Genomic DNA, 22349 nt, shown 5'->3' on the forward strand with positions numbered 1-22349 from the left:
TGCCCGGACGTTCTTGCTATAGCTCTTTTTTTCTTCTTTTACAGTCTTGCTTGTATGGCTTTTGATTCTTCTTCGTATCCAGGTTTGTTCAGCAATGCAAACATGTTCTTTTTGTATGCTTCCACGCCCGGTTGGTTGAATGGATTTACGCCAAGCAGATAGCCGCTGATGCCGCATGCTTTTTCGAAGAAATACATAAGGCCACCGATGTTGTATTCCGTTAGTTCGGGAAGTACAATGCGGATGTTAGGTACGCCACCGTCCACATGAGCCAATTGGGTTCCCAATTCAGCCATCTTGTTCACTTCGTCAACACGCTTACCGGCAAGGAAGTTCAAGCCGTCCAGATTGGCTTCATCTGTAGGTACTTCCAGCTTGTGTTCCACCTTTTCTACGGAGATCACTGTCTCGAAGATGGTGCGTTCGCCTTCCTGAATCCATTGTCCCATGGAGTGCAGGTCGGTAGAGAAGTCAACGGCTGCCGGGAAAATACCTTTGTTGTCTTTACCTTCCGATTCACCGTACAGCTGTTTCCACCATTCGCTTACGTAGTGTAGCTTCGGAGAGAAGTTAACGAGGATTTCGATCTTCTTTCCGTTTTTATAGAGATCGTTACGGGTAGCAGCGTAGATGGCGGCAGGATTTTCGGTGAACGGTACGTGTGCGCCACAAGCTTTCTCCATATCGGCAGCACCGGCAACCAATTTCTCGATGTCGAATCCGGCAACGGCAATTGGCAGCAAACCTACCGGGGTAAGTACGGAGAAACGCCCGCCTACGTTGTCGGGGATGATGAATGATTTATATCCTTCTTTGTCGGCTGTGATACGTGCCGCACCTTTTTTAGGGTCGGTGATGGCAACGATTACCTTTCGTGCCGTTTCTTTGCCGCGTTGGTCTTCGCATTGCTTTTTCAGCAGGCGGAAAGCGAGGGCGGTTTCGGTAGTAGTGCCCGATTTAGAGATATTGATTACACCGAATTTCTTGTCTTTCAGGTATTCCGTCAATTCGAACAGATAGTCTTCACTGATGTTGTGTCCGGCATAGATCATTACCGGGGCTGTCTTTTTGTCTTGCAGCCAGGTGAAGCTGTTTGACAGAGCTTCGATCACGGCACGCGCTCCCAGGTAACTACCACCGATGCCGGCAACGATAACCACTTCACAGTTGTCGCGTAATACCTGAGCGGTCGCTTTCAAGTCGGCCAGATGTTCAGGAGTGATAGACGACGGCAGATGCAGCCATCCCAGAAAATCATTCCCTTTGCCAGTGCCCTGCTCCAATGTTTCCTGTGCAGCTTTTACTTCTGCTGCGTAGGCATCTACAGATTCTTTGGAGATGAATCCGAATGTCTTTTCAATGTTTAATTTGATCATAACTCTATGTCTTTTGCATTTATAGTTTTTTATCTGAATGAATCAGTCAGCAACTTGATCTCGATCATGGGTGAAATGCGTTCGTACAGGATATTGTATACGGCATCGAGTATCGGCATGTTCACATGGTGATGCTTGTTTATCTCTTTGATGCACTTGGTTCCGTAGTATCCTTCAGCTATCATTTCCATTTCTATTTGGGCGCTCTTCACCGAATATCCTTTGCCGATCATGGTGCCGAATGTGCGGTTACGGCTGAAGTTGGAATAGCCCGTCACCAGTAAGTCCCCCAGATAAACAGATTCGTCTACGTTTCGGTTCAATGGATGAACTGTGTCGAGAAAACGGCGCATTTCCTGAATGGCGTTGGAGATGAGTACGGCTTGAAAGTTATCACCGTATTTCAGTCCGCTGCAAATGCCTGCTGCGATGGCGTAGACGTTTTTCAGTACGGAGCTGTATTCGATTCCCGCAACGTCATCGCTGACGGAAGTTTTTATATAGCTGCTTCCCAGGCGGCGGGCAAAGATGCGTGCTTTGTCTTTGTCGGGGCAGGCAAGGGTGAGGTAGGAGAGACGTTCCAGAGCCACTTCTTCTGCGTGGCAGGGACCTGCCAATACAGCGATATTCTCGGGCGGCACGCCATACTCTTTCGTGAAGTACTCCGACACGATAAGATTGTCATCGGGGACGATTCCTTTGATGGCGGTAATGATGAACTTATCCTTAATGCGGGTTTTCAGCTTTTTCAAGTGAGCCTTCAAGTAAGGGGAGGGGGTGACAAAGACAAGTGTATCCGATTCCTTCACAATGTCATTGATGTTCGAACTGAAATTGATGCGTTTCATGTCGAACTTCACGCCCGTGAGGTAAGCCGGATTGTGTCCGAGCCGTTTGAAGTCGGCTATGCGGTCGTCACGGCGCATATACCAGTTGATGGAATCCTCTTGTGAGAGAAACATCTTGGCTATGGCTGTGGCCCAGCTTCCACCGCCCATTATCGCTATCTTACCAGGTAGTTTCATATTACTATAATATATAGTGAAAAGTGAAAAACGAAGAGTGAAGAGTGAAAAGTGGTAGGGTAGTACAGTGCAACCCGTTATTCACTTTTCACTCTTCGCTTTTCGTTTCTAATTGATTTTTTTTATCCAATCGGTTACATCGTTCACACTTGGATTCGTCAACTCCAATTTGTATTTCTTGTTGATGCCGCAGATGTCCTGATGAAGCTTCTGCGGATTGACATCCTTCATGTCCTCAACGAGGTTGTAGCCAGCTTTTTGGATGACTGGCACCCAATCTGCGGGAACTCCCAGTTCCATATATTTGGCAGCCGGGTCTTTCTTCACTACTTTTTCCGGTCGCATCTGTGGGAAGAACAGCACTTCCTGGATGGTAGTCTGCCCGGTCATCAGCATTACGAGACGATCCATGCCGATACCCATTCCGGAAGTCGGTGGCATACCGTATTCCAATGAGCGCACAAAGTCCTTGTCGATGATCATGGCTTCGTCATCGCCTTTTTCACTTAGGCGCATCTGTTCTTCGAAGCGTTCTAACTGGTCGAGAGGGTCGTTCAATTCCGAATAGGCATTGCACAGCTCCTTGCCGTTTACCATCAGTTCGAAGCGTTCGGTCAGTTCGGGGTTGTCGCGGTGGCGTTTGGTCAGCGGTGACATTTCGATCGGATAGTCGGTGATAAATGTGGGCTGTATGTAATTGCCTTCACAGAATTCACCGAAGATTTCATCGATCAGCTTGCCTTTGCCCATCGTTTCATCGATCTCCATGTTCAGCTTTTTGCAGATTTCACGGATTTCGTCTTCACTGAGTCCGTTGAGGTCATAGCCTGTAAACTCTTTGATGGAGTCGAGCATGGTGACACGCTTGAACGGAGCTTTGAAGTTGATGATGTTGTCGCCTACTTTGACTTCGGTCGTACCGTTCACGTCTAGGCAGATTTTCTCGATCATGTTTTCCGTAAAGGTCATCATCCAGTTGTAATCCTTGTAGGCCACGTATATTTCCATACAGGTAAATTCCGGGTTGTGTGTGCGATCCATACCTTCGTTACGGAAGTTCTTGCCGATTTCATAGACACCCTCGAATCCACCTACGATCAGACGCTTTAAGTACAGTTCACTGGCGATACGCATGTACAACGGCATGTCGAGTGCGTTGTGATGAGTGATGAACGGACGTGCCGCAGCTCCACCGGCAATGGATTGCAGGATCGGAGTTTCTACTTCCACATAACCTTTCGAGTTGAAATACTCGCGCATGGAATTGTACACTTTATTGCGTTTGAGGAATATCTCTTTGATGCCATCGTTTACCGCAAGGTCTACATAACGTTGACGATACCGCAGTTCAGGATCTTCAAACGAGTCATAAGCCACACCGTCTTTATATTTAACGATTGGCAGCGGTTTGATCGATTTGGCAAGTACGGTCAGCTTTTTTGCATGGACACTGATTTCGCCCATTTGTGTACGGAACACATAGCCTTCGATGCCGATAAAATCTCCTAAGTCGAGCAGGCGTTTGAATACAGTGTTGTACAATTCTTTATCTTCTCCCGGACAGATGTCATCACGGGTGATATACACCTGGATGCGTCCTTTGGAATCCTGAAGCTCGATGAAAGAAGCTTTGCCCATGACGCGGCGGCTCATTATTCGTCCGGCTATGGACACCTGACGGGGTTCTTCTTCGTCTTTGAATTCCTGTTTTATATCGGTGGAGAAAGCATTGGTTACATACTCTGCTGCGGGATATGGCTCGATGCCCATCGCGCGAAGCTCATTCAGACTGTTACGTCGGATGATTTCCTGTTCACTTAGTTCTAATAGGTTCATTTCGTTACGTATTAACTCAATATTTGGGACAAAAATACGAAACATTTTTTATATTCCGGCATCAATGGGCTGCTAATTTGCCGAAGTGGGGTTTGAAGGACGGTCGGAAGGTGGATTGGAAATGGCTGTCGGAAGAATAACGTTTTGACACTTTGCATATTCTAATCTCCTCTGGATGCGGAAAATACGGGAGGATGGCAGCGTGGACTGTATTTTTTGATTCTGGGCGTATTAGACGAGTTCAAGATTCTCGCAATTTGCTCGATTAAGGGACTATGTGTTCGGCTTTTCTTCTTTTGATTGCTCGGAAAGATATAAATAGAACCATTTCTGTGCTGATGTGTCATATCCGGCTTGCCTGTTTATTAAGAGGAAATAGCTTTCAATCGGTCGCTTTTATGGTGTGCGGATGCTTCCTCACCGAGGTGCATGGCTTTCCTCACCGATGAAGGAGGTGCTTCTCACCGATGAACACAGTGTTCCTCACCGATGAACGCAGTGCTACTCACCGAGGAATAAACCGTTTTACACCGGAAACGAAACCATTACAATGGATGAAGGTGGTTTTAAAGTAACAGGACTGTATAAATATTCTTTAGTCGGGAGGTTTGATGCATATTATTACGTGTCGTCTTGAATTGATTTCCCTATTTGAATGAATTACTGGAGAATGCAGGTAAGTAAAAAGTGCTTATCGGAAGATTTGTGTTATGCAATCGGCCTTTATGCTATCCTTTTGACCGAACTTCGCAGATTCTTTAAATATTATAAGTGTTCTCATTTGTCCGCTTCGTGAAAAAGCACTACTTTTGCACCCTCAATTTTATGAAAACAAGTATGACGACAGGACAAAAAACGCCCACAGCGTTGGGGACGGAGAGCATCGGTAAACTTCTAATGCAATATGCCATTCCGGCAATTATCGCCATGACGGCTTCTTCTCTTTATAATATGGTAGATAGTATTTTCATCGGACACGGTGTGGGGCGAATGGCTATTTCGGGGCTTGCACTGACTTTCCCTTTGATGAACCTTGCCGCAGCTTTCGGTTCGTTGGTCGGTGTGGGAGCAGCGACCTTGATCTCGGTGAAGCTGGGGCAACGCGACTATGACACGGCACAGCGTGTGCTTGGCAATGTGTTGGTGCTGAATATCATCATCGGTTTGGCTTTCTCGGTGGTCACGCTGATTTTTCTCGATCCTATCCTCTACTTTTTCGGTGGTAGCGATGAGACGGTGTATTACGCGCGTGAATACATGCAGGTTATTTTGTGGGGGAATGTCATCACGCATATCTATTTGGGCTTGAACGCTGTACTTCGGTCGGCTGGCCATCCGCAGAAAGCGATGTATGCTACCATTGCTACGGTTATTATCAATACCATCCTCGATCCGGTCTTCATTTTCGTATTCGACTGGGGCATTCGTGGTGCAGCGATTGCTACCATTGTGGCGCAAGTCATCTCGTTGATGTGGCAATTCAAATTGTTCAGTAACAAAGAGGAACTTCTGCACTTCCATCGTGGTATTTTCCGCCTGAAACGTAAAATCGTATTCGACTCCCTGGCCATCGGAATGTCTCCTTTTTTGATGAATCTGGCATCTTGCTTCATCGTTATTCTTATCAATCAGGGATTGAAACGGTATGGCGGTGACTTGGCTATCGGTGCTTTCGGCATCGTCAACCGGTTGGTGTTCGTGGTGGTCATGATAGTGTTGGGACTGAACCAGGGAATGCAGCCTATTGCCGGATATAATTTCGGTGCCCGTCAGTATTCGCGTGTCACACGTGTGTTGAAGCTGACAATTATCGGTGCTACGGTTGTGACCACTACCGGCTTTATATTAGGTATGATTGTGCCCGAACTGATCGTTTCTATCTTTACCAGCGACATGGAGCTGATCAATCTTTCTGCCGAAGGATTTCGTATTGTCGTAATGTTTTTCCCTATTGTCGGCTTTCAGATGGTGGCGTCCAACTTTTTCCAAAGTATCGGGATGGCAGGAAAAGCAATCTTTTTGTCACTTACCCGCCAGATGCTGATCTTGGTGCCCTGTTTGCTAATCCTTCCGCATTTCTATGGCCAGATGGGAGTGTGGGCTAGTATGCCGGTATCCGATCTTTTAGCCAGTCTGATAGCGGGAATCATGCTATGGTGGCAGTTCAGGCAGTTCCGTAAGATGGCGGTGAAGGCGTGATAGATAACAGCGGATGTCTTGCGGGAAATAGTAAAATAGGGCTACAGCATGAAATTAATGGAGTTTTAAATAGGTAATCTGTTTTTTAATACTTATCTTTGTGAAATAGAGCCACTTGGTGGTCATTGTTTAACTAAAATAAGTATTACTATGAAACGGATTATTTTTATTGCAGCGATTGGCTTGTTGATGACTGCCTGCCAGTCCGATGAAAACAATGTGCCCGAACAGTCCGGAGATCAACCGGAAGAACAACCCGGTGAACAGCCTCAGGAAGAACTCGACCTCCAACCTGTAAATATCGACTGGAACGAAGTCTCTTTTACTTCCGATGAACAGGAAATGACCAACCGGAACAATGCCTTTGCGTTTGATCTGCTACGTCAGGTGGCAAGTGACAAGGAAGAGAAGAACATTTTCCTTTCTCCCCTCAGTGCTACGTTGGCTTTGACAATGACATCCAATGGAGCGGACGGAACAACGCTTACCGAAATGCAAAACACACTTGGATGGAAGGAATATTCCAGAGAAGCTATCAATGAGTATTGCAGGAAATTGGCTTGGGGATTGCAAAAGGCCGATCCGAAGACTGAACTTAACATAGCAAACTCTATATGGGTGAGAGATGAGTACCATTTGCAAAACGGATTTGTCAGTGATAGCTGGAATTATTATAATGCAGAACTGTCGGCTGTGGACTTTGCGTCTCCGGAAGCTTTGATAACTATCAATCAATGGTGTTCCGACCATACGAACGGACGTATCAATCCGATGCTTACAGAGGGAAACATCGATGGGGAAACGATCGCTATACTGATTAATGCTCTCTATTTTAATGGCGTATGGACTTCTAAATTCGATAAGGAGGATACCGTCCTTGACTATTTTTATAATGCGGATGGTAAGGAAATGGTAACCAATATGATGCGTCAGAGTTTGGATGCCAGGTATCTGGAAACGCAAGATGTCAGTTTAATAGAATTGCCTTATGGCAACGGAATGTTCAGTATGGTGATTGTCGTGCCAGCCTGGGGAAAAGCTTTGGATACGCTGGTTGCCGGACTTGCGACGGAACAATGGCGGCAATGGATAGCAGGAATGGAAGAGAAAGAGGTGCAACTTATGATGCCGAGTTTTACGCTTAAATGCAAACGTGAGCTGACAGGCGATTTGCAAGCCTTAGGCATGAAGAAAGCTTTCTCCCTTGATGCTGAATTTCCTAACATGCTGGTGGAACGTCAAAATGGGTTGTCTATAAGTAAAGTGTTGCAAAAGACATTCGTTTCGGTCACGGAAGATGGAACCGAGGCTGCTGCGGCAACTGCGGTGGTGATGGATGAATCGGTTGGTGGTTCAGGGGTGTATTTTTCTGTAAACCGTCCGTTCCTCTATATGATAAAAGAGAAAAAGAGTGGGGCTATTCTTTTTATCGGAAGGATGAAGGAGATGGAACCGGTGTAAGCCTTTCCTCAGTCTTTGTACGTCCTGATTCCGGCACGAATCCGGCTTAATGACTGAGGAGTGATCCAAAGATAAGAAGCGATGTATTTCAAAGGGACATGCTGTAATAACTCAGGGGTCTCTTTGATCAGTGTTAGGTAGCGCTCGCGGGCACGCGGGCTACCGGCGGTGATTAACCAATTCTCCATACTCAGTAGTTGGTGTTCCATTAACCGGCGTCCCAGATTGGCCAGCCCGATGCAGGAGGAACACAATTCGTTCAGACTTTTTCCCGAGATACAATAAGCCTTGCCGTCGGACATGGCTTCAATGCTGATCAACGAAGGGGAATTGTCGGCATACCCCCAAATTGAAAAGGCTGCCTCACCTTCGGAGGCAAACCAGATGGTGGTGTCTACATCGTCTTTCGTATAGTGCCCCCGCCATATGCCTTCTTGGATCAGGTAAAGATGGGTGTTCCGCGCACCTTCACGTACAATTACGTCGCGTTTCTTGAAACACACCTCTTCCATGTGATTCAACAGGGTTTGAACGTCTGTTTCTGAAAGGTTATATCTATTCCTGAACTTTTCTTTAAATGTCTCCATGCGGCAAAGATACGCATCTTTGGCGGGAGTGAAAACGGTCTTTCAAATAAATTCCGATAATGTAGAGCAAAGTCAGTAATTCCGCCAAAGGTACGGCAAGCCAGATGCCCGGTACTCCCAGCAGGCGGGGCAGCAGGATGAAACCGGCCAACATGAACACTATTCCGCGAAGCAACGTGATGATGGTGGCGCGGTGAGCCCGTTCGATGCTCTGGTAATATCCGATGCCGACTATGTTCAGGGCAAAGAATACATATCCGATGGCAAAATAAGGAAGTCCTGCCACAGCGATATCATATGCACCGAAACTGCGGTCGATAAACAAAGAAACGATGTTCCGGTTGCATAATACCGTCATGACAAAGAAGAATACCCCGCAACCAAGTGCGGTTTTGATTGATAAGCGGAGAGCCTGGTGTACTCGTCTGTTGCTGCCTGCCCCGAAATTATAACTAATAATGGGTTGTGCCGATTGAGCGATGGCATTGTAAACCATAAATATGATCGGGAAGAAATAACAGACAATGCTGAAAGCCGCAACTCCGTCTTCTCCCAGATAGCGGATAAAGACATAGTTGCCCAATAGCATCATGCTTGCGATAGAAGCCTCGCTGACAAAGGCGGATGAGCCTAGTTTCACCATGTAGCCGATATTACGGAAGGTCAGTTGCATGCTTTTACGGCTCATTTTGATGGGATATAAAATGATATTCTTGGAGTACCGGAACAGGTAGACCAATGTCATGACGGCACCTATCATTGTACCTATGCTGGTAGCAAAAGCGGCTCCCATCAATCCCCATCCCAGTATGAATATGAATACATAATCCAGTACGATATTGGCGATTGCTGCGATGGCGTTACACATCATGGCATAGTTCGGCGCTCCGTCGAGGCGGACGAAGAACATGCTGGCATTGAGCAAGAGATAGAACACGAGAAATGGTACATACCAACTCATATATTCTGTTACGCCCGGTAACAGGCGGTCTGAACTGCCCAGTAACCGTGCAACCGGTTCCATAAAGAAGAAACAGAGTGCCGATAGCAGGAGGATGAGCAGCGATGAGAATACAAGAGCCTGCGTGATATTAATGCCCGCTGCTTTCTGTTTCCCATGTGACAGATGGATGGAGGCTACTACGGAAGCGCCTACACCGAACATCAATCCTACTCCGGTAGTTATCATAAAAAGTGGGGCGGTAATGTTGACTGCCGCTAATGCATCACTGCCGATTCCTTTGCCGACGAATATCCCGTCTGTAATGACAAATATGGCTGAAAATACCATTCCCAGGACGGTTGGGATCAGTAATTTACGGAAGAGTGTGGAAATGTCCATACTTCCGAAATCGATATTATCTTTCATTTCCTTTTTCATGCTGCAAAGTTAAGGCGAATTGGGGAGATAAAAATTACCATTTGGTAATTTCGGAAATAATCCGTATGTTTGTTCTCAAACCAATATGCAAATGTACTATGAATGGTAATTATGTCGTCAATATCGGTCGCCAGTTAGGTAGCGGCGGAAAAGAAATAGGAGAGAAATTGGCTGCCCGTTTGGGTATTGACTTTTATGATAAAGAGTTGATCAAGCTGGCTTCGGAAGAGAGCGGACTTTGCAAGGAGTTTTTTGAGAAAGCCGATGAAAAGGCATCTCAAGGTATCATAGGCGGATTGTTTGGAATGCGTTTCCCTTTTATCAGTGACGGGGCGATGCCTTGTACCAACTGTTTGAGTAACGATGCTCTGTTTAAAATCCAGAGTGATGTCATCCGACATTTGGCTGCTTCCAAATCATGTTTGTTTGTGGGACGTTGCGCTGATTATATTTTGAGAGATCATCCCCGTTGTGCAAATATCTTTATTTCATCTTCTCGGGAAGACCGCATTGCGCGACTTTGCAGTATTCATAATATCAGCGAGGAAGAAGCTCAGGGAATGATGGATAAAGCCGATAAGAAACGTTCGGAGTATTATAATTATTATAGCTATAAAACGTGGGGAGCGGCTGCCACCTATCATCTTTGCATTGATTCTTCCGTATTGGGGGTAGATGGAACCGTGAGATTTATTGAAGGTTTTGTAGCAAAGAAATTGGAACTGTAATTTCAATCGTATGAAATCTCTTAGGCTATAGTGGTCGTAAGAGATTTCATACGATTGGGATATTAATGATTGGGAGAGAAAGCCCTTGTCCTAATTTCCGTATCCGAATGCGAGCTACCGGGTAACTTTTATCTGATCGGCATTCAGAATCTCACCGCTGTTTTCATCGGTGATCATAATGGTGACATCAAGCTTTTCCATATTATTGATGGTTGCATCGCTGAGCGCTATTTCATATTCCAACGGATAGGTCTGACTGGAATTGATGTTTGCCGGAAGCATCCCGTCTGCTCCGTTGAAAGAAGGGTATATCCCTCTTGCCACTTCTTGAAATTTGTATCCTTTAATGACACTTGTTCCAAATTTTCCTCCTTTGCCGAATTCTCCGAAGATAGGGAGATTATAGGGACTTAGATAGTTGTGTTGTGTGGCTTTTGTTTCTACATCATTCTCAGTAATTACGTAGATAACTCTGTAATGGTTCGATCGGGGATTGAGAGCAAATTTAACTTCTGACTTTACCTTTATAATATTATCAGTGATTTGTGCTTGAAGGATGCGGGGTTCTATAAAAGGAGTTTCCTGTATTGCTTGTTGAAACATATTCAGGAAAGTGGTTTTACCTTCGAAAGAATAATTATTGCCGGAGTCATCCATCGGTTGGCATTGGTATTTACGGTTGATTATGCCATTGGGGAATGTTGCGAAACGAAGCCCTTTGTCATATTCTGCAACAGTCATGGCATCGTCATTGTGTACGGCTATTGCGATCATATTGTCTGGATATAGATTCTGTAAGTTTTCAATAGATAATATGCCTAACGGGCACCATCCGCACCATGTTCCGGTACCTTCTTCCAATACGATTTTATGTTGAGGCATGAATGTGAAGGCTGCGATTGAATCTGCCAAACCTATTTTATCCATATCCTTTACGCTCGCCCATATCTTGTAGGATACGTATTCTCCTTTGGTGCCGATAGCCATTTTGTCTTTGAATTCGAATGTGTGGCTTTCACCCGGCTGAATGGATAGATTCCGGTAGTGTTCCGTATGTACGATGGAATCGGCTGTAACATAGTGAACCGTATATTCGGTAATTTCTTCTGTTTTTGCAGTCAGTAGACCTTTTATGGTTATGGCATCTTCTGTCGTTTGTTTATCAACAGTGGATAGAAGTTCAAACCCCATTTTCTTTTTTACGCAAATATCGTCAATGCAGAGTACGTATTTATCGTTACTTTGATTCACGAAGGCGATCCGGATATCTTTTCCTGCGTATTTTTCCAGTGAGATTTCGTGTTCTGCCCATTCGCCATCGATAACTTCGGAATTTCCGGCTGTCTCCTCTTCGATTTCCCATTCCGGAGTAGTTGGAAAGTCCGATTCGGGGTTCCCTCCTTTTGTAGATATAAAAACTTTGAGTCCGTCTCTTTTATCGAGGCTTAAAGATTCGGACTTCCATGATAGGACGTATCTTTCTCCTTCTGCCGGTATGGTTATTGGGATGGTTACAAGCCATGCATTCGCTTGGCCGGCAGGTGAGAATTTAGAGGTTGATCCGGCAAAATAGTTCTTGGAGGTATAGCTATCGCGTAGTTTAAACAACCACGACTTATCTATACTAAAGCCAACCTCCTGCATGTCGGAGGAAGGAGTTAAACCGTCTAATTTATATGGAGTTACCAGGCTTGTGACCTCGTCCATATCTTGAAAGTCACAAAGAAATATGATTTCATCGCCTTCTTTGTAGGGCTCGTTCGGATCTGTTATTTCTTCTGGTGGAGAGGGCAGGGGCTCGTTTTCATTATTACATGATGAGATAACGAGAGCAGTCACTGACAAAGTGAATGTTGCAAGTACGAAAAGATTCTTTAATTTCATATTCTTCAATATAAAGTGATTAATATTATTCAAGGCTAACTATTTACTTCTATTAGAGGTTTAACTTAAAGGTTTTTTGTCTGTTTCTTGAGCTTATGTATAAGACATAACTTCCTTTGGGGAATTTTTCCAGGGAAATACGTTGCTTATTCCCGGAATCACTTAGCAGGCATTGACCATCCATGGAGTAAAGCTTTATTTTGTCATATCCGGTGGGGATACAAACAAAACTTCCTTCACGGATGATTTGTAATTCTTCGGTAATTTGTTGATGCAGATCGGTTGGGAATAGTGATCTTAAACTGAATGTCTCTGCATTGTATACGTGGCAGTTGTTTCTGTTTTCCGGATCATAATTACCGATGAAAGCTATGACATTCATATTGTCTGTATTCCATGTTTCAGGAATATCTACGCTGTAATCAGCTGAAAATCCTTCTGCGATGCTTATCGGGTCGCCCCATGTGCCGGTAATGCCTTTTCGGGCAATGTGACGGTGATAAAAGCTTTTGTTGGAACCAACCTGTGATGTGGAAAAAACGCTGTCTTCTGTAAGAAATAGGAATAAACGTTCGTTACCTTTGGGGGGAAGAGGTAATAATTCTGTCCCGTAGACGTGTATATTGATCGTGCGTTCGTATGTATTATTCTTCTCTACGTTTAAATGAACGGATGCAAAAGCCGGAGCTTTTAAAGCATTGGCATAAATAGTGGGGAATACTTTTTCTTTGATTTCTATTACGGGTGTTTCAACATCGTAATATTCGGGATAATTCTCCCACATATTATTTCTATCAAGCATCATTGCCGGTGCGTGATGCCGGTCTGGACGATAAAACCATTCATATTCAACGCTTGTAGGAATGGTGAATTTATCATCATAAAAGCCGGAATGGTGGCCTAATTCTATTACGCGCTGGTCTCCTTCGAGTTCTTTCGATAAATAATAGTGGGCAGAAGGACAGCTTGAACAGCGCTCGGTAGAAAATACTTCCAGCAGAACCTTCCTTTCTGTGAATTCATTTCTACACAATAGGGTGACGGTACGACTTGAATTGTCTGTCATGTCTTGGTCGGGGTATCCATTGATATTTACTACGGATAAGGTCAGGTCAGGATTTCCCTCTTCTGCTAGTTTTAATCCGCTTATATGGAAAGGTGCTTCCGTGTGGCTTTTGATATTCAAACCTTGTAATTCTTCTTTATATTGTTCTGTACCTACTTGATAAATATATTCAAGGCTATGGATGGTTTCAGTCCCCAGGTTGCTGATCTTGCCTTCAAAGGATATTGGGGTGTTGGTGAGGCTATAATATGGCATTTTTACTTTCTTCAACCGAATGTTATGTTTGGGAAGTTTGCTTCCGCCTTCTACAATAGCATATAATGCGGCACTATATCTGTTTACGTATTTTTCCCATGTATTATCTCGTTGATTAATCCATTCTTCATTATCCTCTTTAGCTTCAGTGTAGCATAATGTGGAGGCTCCTTTTATCATGTAGCCTATGTAGATAGGCTTTCCATCGGGTATGAATGGCTGGTCGAGTGTGATCCGATTCCAATTGTTTTTCGTAATAGTGGAAGATTGAATATAGTCGTATGGTTCTTCTAGCCGATGCGTTATAAATATTTGCAGTGATTCAATCGACTTATAATTAGCTATACCTATGTATAACTCTTTTATTTGGCAGTCTTTATACATTTGCATGGTAGATTTAGGATAATATAATGCAGCACCTCCGCTTAGACTATTATTATATATGTTTTCATAGACTACGATGGGGATATTGCAATTTCCTAATATAAGGGAATCAACTCTTTCGATATCTGATGTGGAAGTTTGTGCCGCAATTGGGTTGTGGCAGCAAAGAGTTGCGAATAGAATGAAAGCTTCAATGGTAAATTTCATGGTGAATTTCATAGTGAACATAGGATGTGCGAAAAGAGCATCCGGTATTTCCCACCGGGATAATACCGGATGCATCAATTATTTATTAAGCAAGATTATCGTTTGAAGACTTTGAATGACTGGGACTGATTGCCATTTACAACTTTGACAATGTACATTCCGCTTGGAAGTTGGCTTAAATTTATAATATGACCTTGTTGGTTATCTTTGGTTACACAACTTCCTGTAGTACTATAAACACATACTCCCGTATAACTTCCCGTAATGAATAATTGACCGCCTGAACTTAGACTGACACTGTTTTTATCGACATTCTGTTGCTGAATGGAAGTTATTTCACCTCTGCTTTCTTCAGATAATTCAATTACATACGGTACACTGAATGCCCCCATGTCATTTGCGCATATTCCACTTCCTGCAAGGATCTTAGCGTCTGCGGAGCAAGCTGTTACCGTACTTATGAATTTGTCTGTATCGAGTTTCAAGAATTCCTTCAGTGTCGATTCTTCACCATCTTTAATGATTGACGCATCTCCCCATACACTGATGGAACCAAATACGCAATTGTCGTTAAGTGAACAACCAATTGGCCCCTCGGATATATATTTCAATCCGTCTTTCTCATTATATATGAATCCGTGTAAGATAGCGTCATCATCAGTGATATATCCGGTTACATTTCCTTTCGCGTCAACGTGGCTTGCGATACATTCCAGAAAAAAGCGGTCTTCATTTTCCATATCAGGCTCATAAAGTTTTTTTAATTCTCCATTTACTATGATTGCTGCTATGCGATCTCCCATTGAAGACTCTGTCCATCCTGCAATGATGCTTCCGTCATTACTGATATCGTAAAGGTAAAAGCCTTGCCCTTCAAGTTGTAAATCGGGAAATTCCTGTAGCTTGCCATCGATCCATAGAACAGGGCGGAACTTACCTTCATTATAATAAATAGTTCCTCCTATGATTTTTCCATCGGCAGAAAAAGCTTGAGCAATAGGTGCATAATCAGAATCCTTTCGTCTGCTTTCTTTTATGTCTTCAGGAACGGGTAAAGAATGCCATTCTCCATCTTTTAAATATCCGGGTGAGTATATTCCATCTTCATTTTGGAATGAACCGAGAATTGTTCCATTGTCATCCACATCGTTTACCAGTACGCTTTCTCCTGCTCCTGTATCTATCATTGCCAGCTTCTTGCTAGTTGCATCCCATACATATCCTGTTTCCATGAAGATGTCATCATAGCCCACCGCATATTTTCCATTTGGGGATACATTGAGAATCCCTCCTCCCAATAGAATATCATCATCAATTATTTCATCGAAATAATACAATGTTGTTTGTTCCTGTGCCTGCAAAAGGGAAACATTTAAGCTGATTGTAAAACAAAGAGCAAGAAGTAATAATCGTTTCATAAGCTTTTTAAGTTTTTAGTGATTACTGTTTAATTATTAAAATACGTGCAATTATAATTAATATAATTGAAATAAAATGCGAATTAACACATTTTGTGTTTGATAAATAAAATAATTTGTTATAGAACTGACTGTGGAAATTTAAGAAGTATGATGAAGTGTTTCTTATTAGATTCTTCGCTTTTACTGCTATTTGTAAAGATGTTTTTTTATTGGTAAGAGCCGGGAAATTGCGTGTAGATAGTTTTATAAATAAAGGTTGTTAAGGTATGGAAAGGGTAATAAAGGCAGTTTTGATTATAATAAAATGCGCCATGATCTTAGGTTATAAGTAAGATCATGGCGCATTATTTCGAGTACTTCTTTTATTACATCATTAGTAGTAGTATCATTTGTCCTGCGAGAATACGTAAAAACATTGTTAATGGATATACTGTTGAGTATCCTACTGACGGGGCATCGTTGTTAGATACTTGATTTGAATAAGCAAGTGCCGGTGGATCCGTATTACTTCCTGCTATGAGACCCATTAGCGTATAATAATTAACCTTATAATATAAACGGGCAATTGCACCTATTATCAATAAAGGGATTACGGTAATAAGGAAACCGTATCCTACATATAATAATCCATCACCTTCAACCACCGTATTTACGAAGTTTGCACCCGCTTCAATGCCCACGCTGGCGAGGAAAAGTACAATACCGATTTCCCTTAACATTAGATTGGCACTCATAGTCGTATAGGTGACGAGATGTAACTTATAACCAAAACGGCCGATGAGAATAGCTACGACAAGCGGACCACCAGCTAATCCCAGTTTTACCGGAGTCGGCATACCCGGAAACGCTATCGGAAGGCTTCCTAAGAAAATTCCTAGGAAGATACCAATGAAGATAGTGACAATGTTCGGATGATCCAGACGTTTCAGAGAATTGCCTAACACATTTGCAAACCGTTCTACCGCATCTTGTTCTCCTACTGTCATTACGCGGTCACCGACTTGTAATGTCAGATTGGGATCTGCAAACAAATCCATACCTGAACGGTTGACGCGAGTCACATTCACACCATACATGCTACGGAAGTGCATTTCACCTAACTTTTTACCGTTAATCTCTGATTTAGTAATCAGTATTCGACGAGACACCATCGGGGTGTCTTGCTTTTCCCAGTCTACTTGAACTTCTTTTCCGATAAAAGCTGTGATCGCTTCCGCGTCCTCTTCGGAACATACGATGTAAAGTTGGTCTCCCATATGGAATACAGTTTCATGGTTCGGTATATTGACATGCCCTTCGTGACGGATACGTGAACAGACGAACGAACGACCTAGAAACTCTTTTACTTGAATCAATTTTTTCCCATTGATGGACTCATTACGTACCTCAAGATTCATCAAATGCGGTTTATGTTTCAGATGCTCGGCATCTGCATTGCTTAGTTCCTCTTCTTCTTTGGCCATGTTCACGCGGAAGATGTAGCGTATGGCAATGATAGAGCCAATGATGCCGACTACACCGAGCGGATAAGCACATGCATACCCCAGCGCTATTTGCGGACCATTATAGTTGAGCTGGGTTAACGCTTCCTGTGCAGCACCAAGTCCCGGAGTGTTTGTCACTGCTCCGTATAAGATGCCCACCATCATTGGAAGCTCTATGCGACCATTAGCAATAAAATAGATTGTCAAGGCCACGGCAATATTCAGAGCTACGATACCTACGGCAAGCAGGTTTAATGTCATTCCTCCTTTCTTGAATGAAGAGAAGAAACCGGGGCCGACCTGCAGCCCGATGCAAAATACGAAGAGAATTAATCCGAATTCACGGATAAAATGCAGAATGTGCGTATCACCGGTAAATCCGAAGTGTCCCATCAGGATACCGGTGAATAAGACAAAGGTGACTCCCAATGACACTCCGAAGATCTTGATCTTTCCGAGAAGTACCCCGCCGGCAATCACAAAAGCATAAAGGAAGACGATGTGTGCCACGGAGTTGGAGTCCCATAATAAATTTTGTATCCAATCCATAGTAGTTTTTATAAATTGCCGCAAAATTAATTATAACGGTGGAGGTAATCAAATAAAACGTCTTTTTTATTTATCTGTGACATCTTGTAAGCCTTTAGTGCGAATTTTCTCTAAAAAAAGTATTTCGTTTGAAGTATTTGTCTATCTTTGCCTTGCTATTAACAACACTTAGAAAGATTCATTAAGATAAAGATATTACTAATCTTATTTTAAACTTATAATAAACTATGGCAGACAGTAAAGAAAAACTCTTCTCTGATTTTTCTCCCGTTTCTACCGAACAGTGGATGGAGAAAGTGACAGCCGACCTAAAGGGCGCTGATTTTGAGAAGAAACTCGTTTGGAAAACAAACGAAGGCTTCAAGGTAAAACCTTTCTATCGAATGGAAGATTTGGAAGGGCTGAAAACGACCGATGCTCTTCCCGGAGAATTTCCTTATTTAAGGGGCACTAAGAAAAACAACAATGAGTGGTTCGTTCGTCAGGAAATTAAAGTAGAATGTCCGAAAGAAGCTAATGCAAAGGCGTTGGATATCTTGAATAAAGGTATTGATTCTCTTTCCTTCCATGTAAAAGCATCCGATCTGAATGCCGAGTACATCGAAACTTTATTGAAAGATATTTGTGCGGAATGTGTAGAGCTAAACTTTGCTACTTGTCAGGGGCATGTGGTTGAACTGGCTAATCTATTAGTTGCTTATTTCCAGAAGAAAGATTATGATTTGACAAAACTGCAAGGTTCTATCAATTATGACTACTTCGATAAGATGTTGGCCAAAGGCAAGGAAAAGGGTGATATGGTACAGACAGCGAAAGCTTTGATTGAAGCCACTGCCCAGTTGCCGAAATATCGTGTGCTGAATGTCAATGCCTTGACGTTGAATAATGCCGGTGCTTACATCTCTCAAGAATTGGGATATGCACTCGCATGGGGAAATGAATATATGACCCAGTTGACCGAAGCCGGACTTCCTGCTGCACTTGTTGCCAAGAAGATTAAATTCAATTTCGGTATCAGTTCCAATTACTTCCTTGAGATCGCTAAGTTCCGTGCTGCCCGTATGTTGTGGGCAAATATCGTGGCTTCATACAATCCTGAATGTCTACGCGATTGCGAGAACAAAGGCCCGAAGGGTGAATGCCGTTGTGCTGCCAAGATGCGGATACATGCAGAAACTTCTACTTTTAACCTGACTTTGTTTGATGCGCATGTTAATCTGTTACGTACACAGACTGAAGCCATGTCGGCTGCATTAGGCGGTGTGGATTCCATGACGGTTGTTCCTTTCGATAAGACATATGAGACTCCGGATGATTTCTCCGAACGTCTGGCTCGTAATCAACAATTGTTATTGAAAGAAGAATCGCATTTTGATAAAGTGATTGACCCGGCTGCAGGTTCTTATTATATTGAAAACCTAACGGTATCCATCGCTAAGCAGGCATGGGAATTATTCCTGTCTGTCGAAGAAAAAGGCGGTTTTTATGCTGCTGTAAAGGCTGGAACTGTTCAGGCTGCCGTAAACGAGAGCAATAAAGCTCGTCATAAAGCAGTGGCACAACGTCGCGAAATACTATTGGGAACCAATCAATTCCCGAACTTCAATGAAAAAGCAGGTGACAAGAGACCGGTTGAGGCGAAATGTTGCTGTGGCGGACACGATACTTGCGAAAAAGATGTCGCAACACTGAATTTTGACCGTGCTGCCAGTGAATTCGAAGCGTTACGTCTTGAAACCGAAGCATCCGGTAAACGTCCGAAAGCATTTATGCTTACTATCGGTAATTTGGCTATGCGCCAGGCTCGTGCCCAGTATTCTTGCAATTTCTTGGCTTGTGCCGGATATGAGGTAGTTGATAATCTCGGTTTCGAAACCGTTGAGGCCGGTGTAGAAGCAGCGATGGCTGCTAAGGCTGATATCGTTGTGATTTGTTCTAGCGATGATGAATATGCACAGTATGCTATTCCTGCATTCAACGCTCTGAACGGCCGTGCTTTGTTTATCGTTGCCGGTAATCCTGAATGTGCTGAAGAGCTGAAAGCAGCCGGTATCGAGAACTTCATCCATGTACGTGTCAACGTGCTTGAAACACTTAAAGAGTTCAACGCTAAATTATTGAAGTAAGATGAGAAAAGATTTTAAAAACTTAGATATCTACGCAGCATTCCAGCCCGCCAACGGAGCTGAATGGCAAAAGGCTAACGGAATCGAAGCTAACTGGAAGACTCCGGAACACATCTGCGTGAAGCCTGTTTATACAAAAGAAGACCTTGAAGGAATGGAGCATTTGGAATATGCTGCCGGACTTCCTCCATATCTGCGTGGTCCGTATTCAGTGATGTATACTCTTCGTCCTTGGACCATCCGTCAGTATGCCGGATTCTCCACTGCAGAGGAATCAAATGCATTCTATCGCCGTAACCTTGCTTCCGGACAGAAAGGTTTGTCAGTGGCATTCGACTTGGCTACTCACCGTGGCTACGACCCAGATCATGAACGTGTAGTTGGTGATGTAGGTAAAGCCGGTGTGTCTATCTGTTCGCTTGAGAATATGAAGGTTTTGTTCGATGGCATTCCTTTGAATAAAATGTCGGTATCCATGACCATGAACGGTGCCGTACTTCCGATTATGGCATTCTATATCAACGCAGGATTGGAGCAAGGTGCCAAACTTGAAGAGATGGCAGGTACTATCCAGAACGATATCTTAAAAGAATTCATGGTGCGTAACACTTACATCTATCCGCCTGCATTCTCAATGAAGATTATTTCCGATATCTTTGAGTATACTTCACAGAAGATGCCGAAGTTCAACTCCATCTCCATTTCCGGTTATCACATGCAGGAAGCAGGTGCTACGGCAGATATCGAGTTGGCATATACGTTGGCTGACGGCTTGGAATATCTTCGTGCCGGAACGGCTGCAGGTATCGATATCGATGCTTTCGCTCCGCGTCTGTCATTCTTCTGGGCTATCGGAACTAATCACTTCATGGAGATTGCCAAAATGCGTGCCGCACGTATGCTTTGGGCTAAGATCGTGAAACAGTTCAATCCGAAGAACCCGAAATCATTGGCATTGCGTACTCACTGCCAGACTTCCGGTTGGTCGCTGACCGAACAAGATCCGTTCAACAATGTAGGACGTACTTGTATCGAAGCTATGGCTGCTGCGCTCGGACATACTCAGTCATTGCATACCAACGCATTGGATGAGGCTATTGCCCTGCCGACTGATTTCTCCGCCCGTATTGCACGTAATACTCAGATTTATATTCAGGAAGAAACTTATGTTTGCAAGAACGTTGACCCATGGGGCGGTTCTTACTACGTGGAAACCCTGACGAATGAATTAGCTCATAGTGCTTGGGAGCATATTCAGGAAATTGAAAAGCTGGGAGGTATGGCAAAGGCTATCGAAACCGGTATTCCAAAGATGCGTATCGAAGAAGCAGCAGCTCGTGCCCAGGCTCGTATTGACTCCGGATCACAGACGATTGTCGGAGTGAACAAATACCGTCTGGAGAAAGAAGCTCCGATCGATATTCTTGAAATCGATAATACTGCTGTTCGTCTGGAACAGATTGAGAACCTGAAACGTTTGAAAGAAGGCCGTAACCAGGCAGAGGTAGACAAGGCGCTGGCTGCCATCACCGAATGTGTGAAGACAGGCAAGGGTAATTTGCTCGAACTGGCTGTAGAAGCAGCCCACGTTCGTGCTACACTGGGTGAAATCTCATCTGCTTGCGAACAAATAGTAGGACGTTATAAAGCAATAATCAGAACGATATCAGGCGTGTATTCATCAGAAAGCAAAGGTGACGCTGACTTCAAGCGTGCCTGCGAACTCACCGAGAAGTTTGCGAAGAAAGAGGGTCGTCAACCCCGTATTATGATTGCCAAGATGGGACAGGACGGTCACGACCGCGGTGCCAAAGTTGTGGCAACCGGTTATGCTGACTGCGGTTTTGATGTGGATATGGGACCGTTGTTCCAGACTCCTGCCGAGGCTGCCCGCGAAGCTGTGGAAAACGACGTTCATGTAGTAGGTGTTTCTTCACTGGCTGCTGGACACAAGACGTTGGTTCCGCAAATCATTGAAGAGTTGAAGAAGTTAGGTCGTGAAGATATTGTAGTTATTGCCGGTGGCGTAATCCCTGCGCAGGACTATGACTTCCTCTATAAAGCTGGTGTGGCTGCCATCTTTGGTCCCGGAACTCCGGTGGCTAAAGCTGCTTGCCAGATTCTTGAAATCCTGATGGACGAAGAATAAAAACAAGTCTTTAATATGTTAAAATAAGGGCGGGGTATTGTAAAATGCCTCGCCCTCTTTATTAAAGAATGTTGTATCTGATGCTTTTATGACCTCATAGTTTGCTAATTTGCAAGAAATCCCTACCTTTGCAATGTGTTTTTCATAGTATTAGATTTAAGGTTAACAAAGGTTGGAGTACAGCGGTACTCCTTTTTTTTTGCCCATACCTTAAAATTATCTACCTTTGCA

At 43.8% G+C, this 22349-nt stretch carries 14 protein-coding genes; 5 read left to right on the forward strand and 9 right to left on the reverse strand.

Going from position 1 to position 22349, the window contains the following annotated elements; all coding sequences use genetic code 11:
• Positions 1-38: 38 nt before the first annotated feature.
• The 3 genes from H8744_RS09570 to lysS all read right to left on the reverse strand — a co-directional run bounded on the left by H8744_RS09570 (position 39) and on the right by lysS (position 4237).
• Positions 39-1376 (reverse strand): glucose-6-phosphate isomerase, encoded by a 1338-nt coding sequence (locus H8744_RS09570; protein ID WP_262434612.1) that lies wholly within the window; start codon positions 1374-1376, stop codon positions 39-41.
• A gap of 29 nt (positions 1377-1405) precedes the next feature.
• Entirely contained in the window at positions 1406-2401 is a 996-nt protein-coding gene (locus tag H8744_RS09575; protein ID WP_262434613.1) for an NAD(P)H-dependent glycerol-3-phosphate dehydrogenase, read from the reverse strand.
• 108 nt (positions 2402-2509) lie between these two features.
• Positions 2510-4237: a lysine--tRNA ligase gene (gene lysS / locus H8744_RS09580; RefSeq protein WP_262434614.1), complete on the reverse strand. Its 1728-nt coding sequence runs from the start codon at positions 4235-4237 to the stop codon at positions 2510-2512.
• Positions 4238-5074: 837 nt separating this feature from the next.
• Between lysS and H8744_RS09585 the strand changes: the two genes are divergently transcribed.
• Together H8744_RS09585 and H8744_RS09590 are read left to right on the forward strand one after the other, a co-directional pair.
• On the forward strand, positions 5075-6436 hold the full coding sequence (locus tag H8744_RS09585; RefSeq protein ID WP_305067474.1) for an MATE family efflux transporter: 1362 nt from the start codon (positions 5075-5077) through the stop codon (positions 6434-6436).
• A 150-nt stretch (positions 6437-6586) separates the two neighbouring features.
• Positions 6587-7897, forward strand: coding sequence for a serpin family protein (locus tag H8744_RS09590; protein WP_262434616.1), 1311 nt, complete (start codon positions 6587-6589; stop codon positions 7895-7897).
• 8 nt (positions 7898-7905) lie between these two features.
• Here H8744_RS09590 and H8744_RS09595 read toward each other — a convergent pair whose 3' ends face one another.
• A complete protein-coding gene (locus tag H8744_RS09595; RefSeq protein WP_262434617.1) occupies positions 7906-8484 on the reverse strand; it encodes a Crp/Fnr family transcriptional regulator in 579 nt (192 codons plus the stop codon).
• Entirely contained in the window at positions 8471-9853 is a 1383-nt protein-coding gene (locus H8744_RS09600; protein WP_305067475.1) for an MATE family efflux transporter, read from the reverse strand. Before H8744_RS09600 ends, H8744_RS09595 begins: the two co-directional genes overlap by 14 nt.
• Before the next feature lie 110 nt (positions 9854-9963).
• On the opposite strand from H8744_RS09600, the gene H8744_RS09605 reads away from it, so the two are divergent.
• Entirely contained in the window at positions 9964-10593 is a 630-nt protein-coding gene (locus H8744_RS09605) for a cytidylate kinase-like family protein (protein ID WP_262434619.1), read from the forward strand.
• A gap of 114 nt (positions 10594-10707) precedes the next feature.
• Here H8744_RS09605 and H8744_RS09610 read toward each other — a convergent pair whose 3' ends face one another.
• The 4 genes from H8744_RS09610 to H8744_RS09625 all read right to left on the reverse strand — a co-directional run bounded on the left by H8744_RS09610 (position 10708) and on the right by H8744_RS09625 (position 17843).
• On the reverse strand, positions 10708-12477 hold the full coding sequence (locus H8744_RS09610; protein WP_262434620.1) for a choice-of-anchor J domain-containing protein: 1770 nt from the start codon (positions 12475-12477) through the stop codon (positions 10708-10710).
• Between the two features lie 52 nt (positions 12478-12529).
• On the reverse strand, positions 12530-14464 hold the full coding sequence (locus H8744_RS09615) for an Omp28-related outer membrane protein (RefSeq protein WP_262434621.1): 1935 nt from the start codon (positions 14462-14464) through the stop codon (positions 12530-12532).
• Positions 14465-14484: 20 nt separating this feature from the next.
• A complete protein-coding gene (locus H8744_RS09620; RefSeq protein WP_262434622.1) occupies positions 14485-15807 on the reverse strand; it encodes a T9SS type A sorting domain-containing protein in 1323 nt (440 codons plus the stop codon).
• A 368-nt stretch (positions 15808-16175) separates the two neighbouring features.
• Complete coding sequence (locus H8744_RS09625; protein WP_262434623.1) at positions 16176-17843, reverse strand: putative transporter; 1668 nt, start codon at positions 17841-17843, stop codon at positions 16176-16178.
• 227 nt (positions 17844-18070) lie between these two features.
• On the opposite strand from H8744_RS09625, the gene mutA reads away from it, so the two are divergent.
• Positions 18071-19969, forward strand: coding sequence for a methylmalonyl-CoA mutase small subunit (mutA, locus tag H8744_RS09630; RefSeq protein WP_262434624.1), 1899 nt, complete (start codon positions 18071-18073; stop codon positions 19967-19969).
• A gap of 1 nt (position 19970) precedes the next feature.
• Positions 19971-22118: a methylmalonyl-CoA mutase gene (gene scpA / locus H8744_RS09635; protein WP_262434625.1), complete on the forward strand. Its 2148-nt coding sequence runs from the start codon at positions 19971-19973 to the stop codon at positions 22116-22118.
• The last annotated feature ends 231 nt before the right edge of the window (positions 22119-22349 follow it).

It is taken from the genome of Jilunia laotingensis, assembly GCF_014385165.1.
GTDB classification, from domain to species: domain Bacteria; phylum Bacteroidota; class Bacteroidia; order Bacteroidales; family Bacteroidaceae; genus Bacteroides; species Bacteroides laotingensis.